At 56.5% G+C, this 5,967-nt stretch carries 8 protein-coding genes; 4 read left to right on the top strand and 4 right to left on the bottom strand.

Features of this window, described 5'->3' with window-relative positions:
• Positions 1-453 precede the first annotated feature (453 nt).
• Positions 454-690, top strand: coding sequence for a DUF2281 domain-containing protein (locus LEP6406_RS0204125; RefSeq protein WP_008309584.1), 237 nt, complete (start codon positions 454-456; stop codon positions 688-690).
• Positions 687-1,106 (top strand): type II toxin-antitoxin system VapC family toxin, encoded by a 420-nt coding sequence (locus LEP6406_RS0204120; protein WP_008309586.1) that lies wholly within the window; start codon positions 687-689, stop codon positions 1,104-1,106. Before LEP6406_RS0204125 ends, LEP6406_RS0204120 begins: the two co-directional genes overlap by 4 nt.
• A gap of 87 nt (positions 1,107-1,193) precedes the next feature.
• Here LEP6406_RS0204120 and LEP6406_RS0204115 read toward each other — a convergent pair whose 3' ends face one another.
• From LEP6406_RS0204115 to LEP6406_RS33510, 4 genes are all read right to left on the bottom strand, one after another.
• Complete coding sequence (locus tag LEP6406_RS0204115; RefSeq protein WP_008309587.1) at positions 1,194-1,619, bottom strand: hypothetical protein; 426 nt, start codon at positions 1,617-1,619, stop codon at positions 1,194-1,196.
• 392 nt (positions 1,620-2,011) lie between these two features.
• Complete coding sequence (locus tag LEP6406_RS0204110) at positions 2,012-2,242, bottom strand: NifU family protein (protein WP_202807567.1); 231 nt, start codon at positions 2,240-2,242, stop codon at positions 2,012-2,014.
• 162 nt (positions 2,243-2,404) lie between these two features.
• Complete coding sequence (locus tag LEP6406_RS0204105; RefSeq protein ID WP_008309591.1) at positions 2,405-2,965, bottom strand: peroxiredoxin; 561 nt, start codon at positions 2,963-2,965, stop codon at positions 2,405-2,407.
• A 249-nt stretch (positions 2,966-3,214) separates the two neighbouring features.
• Entirely contained in the window at positions 3,215-3,382 is a 168-nt protein-coding gene (locus tag LEP6406_RS33510) for a hypothetical protein (protein ID WP_008309593.1), read from the bottom strand.
• A 150-nt stretch (positions 3,383-3,532) separates the two neighbouring features.
• On the opposite strand from LEP6406_RS33510, the gene LEP6406_RS0204100 reads away from it, so the two are divergent.
• The gene (locus LEP6406_RS0204100) at positions 3,533-5,104 is read left to right on the top strand and encodes a hypothetical protein (protein WP_008309595.1); all 1,572 of its coding nucleotides are present in this window, start codon (positions 3,533-3,535) and stop codon (positions 5,102-5,104) included.
• A gap of 16 nt (positions 5,105-5,120) precedes the next feature.
• A complete protein-coding gene (locus LEP6406_RS0204095; protein ID WP_008309597.1) occupies positions 5,121-5,951 on the top strand; it encodes a SirB1 family protein in 831 nt (276 codons plus the stop codon).
• The last annotated feature ends 16 nt before the right edge of the window (positions 5,952-5,967 follow it).

The raw sequence follows: 5,967 nt of genomic DNA, 5'->3' as shown, positions 1-5,967 counted from the left end.
CTGATTGGCGATGCCCTTGGGGGAGGGGGGAGGCTCAATGAATCTACGAAACAAGCTTGAAGGCTTGGGGTTGGGTTCGGAGTTCTCCCCTGACGGTCTGCTTCCAAAATAACTCTCGATGGCAGGCCGCTTACATACAAGGTTGGGTGGAACGAAGTGAAACCCAACATGGCCGACCGCTGTTGGGTTTCACTTCGTTCCACCCAACCTACGCAGACTGAGTAACCGTTCTCACGGCACACCATACCGTCTGTCCAGAAACCGGGTTTCTGCACTCTGCCCCACCCCCAGCGACAACCCCTCCATCCTACGGCTACACTGATTTTGTGCCGCACCCACGCTGAGTAAATCTGCCGACAAGTTTCTCAAGACGCTGGATGCTGCTAGCAGCCAAAAGACTGTGGTTGACAAGCTTGGCATTCTCAAGCAAACAACCAGCCTAGAGGAGTTCGTATGAGTAGCCAGATCATTACCCAAGTCATCGAAGAGATGAATGCGTTGCCAGATGACCTACAGCAACAGGTTCTAGAGTATATCGAACAGCTCCGACAACAACATTTCCAGCCCCCTGGCAACGCCTGGGATGTGCTCGAATCTCTTGCGGGCACCGTTGAAGCCCCCGCTGACTGGTCAGCAGAGCATGATCATTACCTTTACAGCACAGCCAAACGCCAGAAAGATGAATCATGAGCCGCGAGCGTCTATTTTTGGACACTGCTTTTATTCAGGCATTGCTGAATCCTCGTGATGACTACCATCAGCAGGCTAAACAGCTCCTTCCTCGCATTCGTGCCGCCTCAGAAGTTTGGCTTACCGAAGCCATTTTGGTGGAAGTCGGCAATGCCTTGAGTGCTCTCAACCGCAATGGTGCAGTCCAATTTATTCAGCAGTGCTACCGCACCGAAAACATCAACGTCGTCAGCGTCAATACCGCACTGCTCACACAAGCCTTAGCCCTTTATCAATCTCGCCCTGATAAAGATTGGGGCCTGACTGACTGCATTTCTTTCGTGGTGATGCAACAGCAAAATTTAACTGATGCAGTGACTAGCGATCGCCACTTCCTTCAGGCCGGTTTTCGTTCCCTAATGGCAAAAGATGCCTAGGATTTAGTATGGCTGTACGCCGGACTCGGCCCCTGCAGAACGAAATGTAGGGTGGGTACCGCTCAACATCTACTATCACCCATCCCCTTAAACTTCACCGGGTTCGGTGTAGTCGCAGAAAGTACGCAAGCCAATCTTTAGCACCCAAAGCACAGCAACTGTTGCGATCGCGGGACTCATCCACGGCAGCGCAATCAGATCCACCACGTAGACAATCAACCCCGTCAGCAAAGCCGCCTTGGTCGGGTTTTTGTTGTACTCCTCCACCCGTTCACGAAAGCTGTCATCGCCGCACACCTCCCGCCGCAGATTGGCCAGCAACACCTGACGCAGGGTTTTGCGATCCTCCCCATAAACCGCAGCCGCCGCCGCCGCTGACACCAGATCCTCCAGACTGCTTTCCAGATCGCCCTGGTGCTGATGTAGGGTCGCCAAGGCTGGTTGTGCAGGCCCATAGCCCTGCAATAGGGCCTCGGTAGCTTGAAGTTCTGCCGTCGAGAGCTGTGTCGTCATACAGACATTATTGCCAAAGTAAAACTTTTTGCAATGGCCTGACGCTCCGAAATAGGCTTACCATTCTGCCACACCAGTCCAACATGTTCCGGTCCCCTCTCCCCCTGGAAGAGGGCTAGGGCTGCAGCGTGAGACTTCGGCGTGAGCTTAGTCGAACGCTCAGCCGAATGGTGAGGGACCAAGCCGCTACCAGTCCAACATTTTCCGGTCCCCTCTACCCCTGGGAGAGGGCTAGGGCTGCGGCGTGAGACTTCGGCGTGAGCTCAGTCGAACGCTCAGCCGAACGGTGAGGGACCAAGCCGCTACCAGTCCAACATTTTCCGGTCCCCTCTACCCCTGGGAGAGGGCTAGGGTGAGGGAGCAAGGTGTGCCACGATCGAACGGTTAGCCTCCTACACCACCTGCTCAACCTCAGCAATCTCAGGGATAAATTCCCGCAGACGACGCTCGATGCCCATGCGTAGGGTCATGGCAGAGCTGGGGCAAGAACCGCAGGCTCCCTGTAGGCGTAGGCGCACCACGGGACCATCCAATTCCACCAGTTCTACATTGCCACCGTCGGCCATCAGGTAGGGGCGCATTTCATCCAGCACCTTTTCCACATTCTCGTCGGTCAATGCCATTGTGCTCATGGAGCAGATTTCCTTAAAGGTTTTGCAACTATCTCAATTTTAGAGATAGAAACGCCGATCCAGGCGGTTGCCCCGCCTCCAGTTCATGGAAATCCCCTAGAGGAGACTCAGGAACTCCTCAATGCCATAGCAGCCCTCCGTGCAGATTCAACCTTAGGACAGTTGCAGACTGTCGAGGGCTGATAATACTTCGGTGCTGTGGATGGGGGGGCGTACGCCGAGGAACCGCTGCCGCAGGATGCCCTCGGGATCAATCAGGTAGGTATGGCGCAGGGATCGCCCGGTGAGCCAGGAGCCATAGGCACGGCTCACGGCTCCATCGGTGTCAGATAGTAGGGGGAAAGCCAGTCCCTCCGCGTCGCAAAAGTCTTCGTGGGAGGCCACATCGTCGGCGCTGACGCCCAAGATCTGAGTATTTCGGGCTTCATAGGCGGCCAGGTTTTGTTGGAATCGTTTGGCTTCTAGGGTGCAGCCGGAGGTGAAGTCCTGGGGGTAGAAGTAGAGGACAACCCATTTCCCCCGGTAGTCCATGAGGGAAATCTCACCGTCCCCGGAATTGGTGGGCAGGGTAAAGGCTGGAGCTGGGGTATTCAGCTCTGGTTGGGGGCCGCCAAGCGCGATCGCGGGTTCTGTAGCCCAAGCCCCCCAGGTTAATATCACCGCTAGCCCCAGGGTCCATAGACGTACCAGCCAGTTCCGACGGGTTAGAAGCATTGCAGTACCCTTAGATCACATAACAAAAGTTTACGATCTAAAGTTTAGGGCGTGTGGACTTATGCTGCCTAGTGCTAGGCGGCGTAAATACTCTAACCGTTCTATCGTGGCACACCTCGGTCCCTCACCCTAGCCTTCTCCGAGGGGGAGAGGGGACTAGAAAATAGGGAACTGGTGCGACAGAATAGCAAGCCTATTTAAGCCTAGGTGTACTAGGATCTGATCTGAACAATACTGTATATAAGCAATTCACGAGGATCGCCGGACCTTGGGCTGAAAGGCGGTCTGAGCCAGGTTCTGTTGCCACTGTTTCGTAGTCATTACCGTTAGCCAACGGCCTGTCAGGGGGTCACGATAACTCCAAAAGGGATTGTCACGCGGCGACTGCGGCGGCGACGCTTGTGGCGATTCGGCCATATCTCAAAACTCCTACCCCGTGGATTATGGCTCCCGTAAAGCTCCTGTAGCGCCCTAAAAGCCATGTCTTAGTATTTGCTCTAGGTTGGACTCTAGCGCCCTGAGAAATACTGATTTTTTATTGTCACATTTTGTTCCGGGATTACCCCATTGATTTCCCTTACTACTGAGATGTTGTCCCATCTACCTCAGAGCCTAGATGCCCTGCGGGGAGCTGATCGCCTGTGGGAAAGCTACCGAACGGGGCGGATTGCCCATGATTCTGTCGTGACCCAATCCGCCGATGTCCTAGGGCAGCCGGATTGGGATGTGGTGATCTGCGGCGGCACGCTGGGGATTTTGCTGGGAGCTACCCTGGCCCAGCGGGGGTGGCGGGTGGCGCTAGTGGAAAAGGGGGCGCTGCGGGGGCGACAGCAGGAATGGAACATTTCTCGGCTAGAAATGCAGAGCCTGGTGGCCTTAGGGCTTCTGAGTGCTGGGGAACTGGAAACTGCGATCGCAAGTGAATACAACCCCGCCCGAGTCCAGTTTGGGGCGGGTGAGCCCCTCTGGGTGCGAGATGTGCTGAATGTGGGCATTGACCCGGTGTATTTATTGGAGACGCTGAAACAGCGGTTCCTTGAGTCGGGGGGCACCCTCTTGGAGCACACCGCCTTTGGGGGCGCAGTGGTCCATCCCAATGGGGTGGTGATGAAAGCCGGGGACCAAACCCTGACCAGCCGCCTTCTGGTGGATGCCATGGGGCATTTTTCCCCCATTGTCCACCAGGTGCGGGGGGGACAACGGCCCGACGGCGTGTGTCTGGTGGTGGGCACCTGCGCTACGGGGTTTCCAACGAACGACAGCGGCGATCTCATCGTTTCCTTTACCCCCATCCAGCACCAGTGTCAGTACTTTTGGGAAGCCTTCCCCGCACGGGATGGGCGCACCACCTATCTGTTTACCTATGTGGATGCCCAGCCTGAACGCCCCAGCCTAGAAGCCCTCTTTGACGACTACTGGCGCTGGCTACCGGACTATCAACAGGTGGCCTTAGGGGATCTCACCATCGAGCGGGCGCTGTTTGGTTTCTTTCCCTGCTACCGCCAGAGCCCCCTGACCTATCCCTGGGGCCGGGTGCTGCCGGTGGGGGATAGCAGTGGTAGCCAGTCTCCCCTCAGTTTTGGCGGTTTTGGGGCCATGGTACGCCACCTAGAGCGGTTGACGCGGGGCATTCATGAAGCTCTGGAGCAGGACTGCCTGACGGCGGCGGACCTGGGAGGATTGCAACCCTACCAGCCCAACCTATCCGTCACCTGGCTGTTCCAGAAATCCATGGCGGTGGGGCTGGATCAAACCCTAGATCCCCAGCAGATCAACCGTACTCTGGCCACCATTTTTGCTGATATGGCGACCCTCGGGGACGCGACCTTAAAGCCCTTTCTCCAGGATGTGGTGCAATTCCTAGCACTGGCCAAAACCCTAGGATTGACCTCCCTGAAGCACCCAGCTCTAGTGGCCCAGATTTTGCCCCAGGTGGGCTTGCCCGCCGTGGTCCGTTGGCTCCCCCATTACCTTGCCTTAGGGGTTTACAGCGGTCTCTATCCCCTCACCCAGGGGCTCCAACCCTGGGCAGAAGGCTTGCCCCCTAGGGCGCGATACCGCTACCATCGCTGGCTGGATGCGCTACGGTATGGAACTGGCAGCGACTATGGGTCTGAGTTGCCGATAGAGTCAGAATGACGGTGGGGAGGGAGGGATGGGCATTATTGCAGCACGGCAGCGCTTCCAAGCAGAGGTGGAGAAGCCGGATGGGGAGATGAATCTTGCGATCGCAGCTTTGGCCATTGCCCAGGAAGAATATCCTCACCTAGACTGCGACAGCTATCTTCAACGCCTAGACCAGATGGGGACAGAATTGGCCGCCCGTCTCCCGGAGGGCCGCTACCCTCTGAAGGTAATCCGCGCCATCAACCAATACCTCTTTAGTGAACTCAATTTCCAGGGCAATCAGCGAGATTACTACAATCCCCAGAACAGCTTTTTAAATGACGTGATGGATCGGCGTACGGGCATTCCCATTTCCCTGTCGTTGCTCTATTTAGAACTGGCCCAGCGGGTGGGATTTCCCATGGCGGGGGTGGCAATGCCGGGGCATTTTCTGGTGCGCCCTACCCTAGAGGATATGGCCATTTTTGTGGATGTCTTCCACCAGGGGGAAGTGCTTTTTGAAGAAGACTGTCATGCCCTGATTCGAGAATTCTACGGCGAGGCTGCCCATCTGCAACCGGAGCACCTAGCCCCCATTGGTCCCCGTCCCTTTCTGGTGCGAATGCTCACCAACCTCAAGGGTATCTACCTCCACCGTCAAGATATCCCCCGCGCCCTTGCCGCCATCGACCGAATTCTGCTAGTTTTTCCCCACTCCCTCCATGACCTGCGCGATCGCGGTCTCATCCACTATCGCCTGGGCCAGCTTGACAGCGCCAAAACCGACCTCAAGCGCTATCTGCAAGCCGCCCCTGACGCTCCTGATGCCTTTGAAGTGCAGCAGGTGTTGAGTCAGATTCATCGGGTTGAGAGGGGGTGAGGGGGTGAGGGGGTGT

The organism is Leptolyngbya sp. PCC 6406, assembly GCF_000332095.2.
GTDB lineage: Bacteria > Cyanobacteriota > Cyanobacteriia > Phormidesmidales > Phormidesmidaceae > PCC-6406.
This window is presented reverse-complemented; position numbering and strand designations above follow the sequence as displayed.